Raw genomic sequence first — 1,279 nt, forward strand, 5'->3', positions numbered from 1 at the left:
CGCCAGCGCGCCTACGAGGTCCGTTCGCCGAGGTCCCTCAGCTCCGTACGGCGCTCCGCCAGCTGGGCCGGGTCCTCGCCGATCCACACCTCGCGCCCGGTGTCCGGTCCGTCCGGGAGGATCAGCAGCTCGGCCAGCCGGTGTTCGCGGGCCGCCTCGATCAGCTCCGGCACCCCCTCGACGGCCGCCGCCCGCCGCTCCTCGTCGGGCGTCCGGGCGGACCGGTACCGGTCCACCTCGGCCATGATCCGCTCCCGCGTGTGCCGGGCCCGGATCTCCGCCACCTCACGCGGCAGCAGCCGGCTGCCCACGCCGTGCTCGGTCTCCACCGCCCGGGCCCGCAGATGTGCCGGCAGCTGCTCGTGCACCGACCGGCACTCCCGCTGCTCGCCGCACAGGATCAGCAGATCGGCGCCGGTCTCGGCCTGGCCGGCCGCGAGCGCCTCGGCGATCTCCCGCGCGTTGTGCTCCCAGGTGTCCTCCACCTTCAGCTGGAAGTGCCGCTCGGACCAGTCGGACGCCTTCGCCCGGTGCATCGGCCACTGCCGGCTGCCCGTCACATGCCCGGCCTCCTCCCGCAGCACCGCGCTGCGCAGCTCGAAGTCGGCCCCCGTACGGTCGATGTACGCCACCAGCGACACCGGGTCCTCACCGGCCAGGTCCAGCAGCGGCGTGACGTGCGGCAGCGTGCCCCAGTGCACCAGCCCCTGCGGCGGTGCCTGGGTCAGCGGCACCTGGAGCACCACCTCGCCGTCCCGGGCGAAGACGGCCCGCCCGTAGGGCTCGGTGCTGCGTTCCAGGGCGGCCACCGCGTCGCGCACCGCCCGGCAGGTGGCCTCGTCGGCGCCCTGCTCCCGCAGCTGCCGGGCCACCGCCTCGGCCGTCAGCCTGCGCCGGGTGTGCATGTCCTCCTCGTGCTGTGACAGGTCGACGTACGCGGAGGCCCACGACCCCGGATGTTCGTACAGTGGATTCAGGAACGCGAGCTCCATGGATTCCTCCCGGAAATCGCTCGGGGGCAGTGCATGCCGGGCGGGTACCCGTACCCCATGAACGAACACGACGAGCGGGGCACCACCATGACCGGAGTCGACCCCAGCCGGCTGGACGACCAGCAGCTCATGAAGGAGCTGGAGACGATCCACCGCACGCGCCACGACACCCTGCTGTACGGCTCGAACGACGCGTTGCGGGCCCACAACGAGCGGATGGCGCAGCTGGAGGGCGAGTACCTGCGGCGCAACCCCCGCCGCCTGGTGAGCGCGGGCCGCACCCGCGA

The 1,279-nt window shown here is 73.4% G+C and carries 2 protein-coding genes; one reads left to right on the plus strand and one right to left on the minus strand.

The features are described from left to right. Positions 1-11 precede the first annotated feature (11 nt). Positions 12-992 carry a Vms1/Ankzf1 family peptidyl-tRNA hydrolase gene (locus H5J33_RS35595; RefSeq protein WP_181798770.1) on the minus strand — a complete coding sequence of 327 codons (981 nt, stop codon included), beginning with the start codon at positions 990-992 and terminating at the stop codon, positions 12-14. Positions 993-1,049: 57 nt separating this feature from the next. Here H5J33_RS35595 and H5J33_RS35600 point away from each other — a divergent pair. Further along, positions 1,050-1,279 (plus strand): DUF6158 family protein (locus H5J33_RS35600; protein WP_181798771.1); only part of this gene is annotated, 230 nt, incomplete at its 3' end.

It is taken from the genome of Streptomyces sp. WELS2 (assembly GCF_013870595.1).
Classification (GTDB): Bacteria; Actinomycetota; Actinomycetes; order Streptomycetales; family Streptomycetaceae; genus Streptomyces.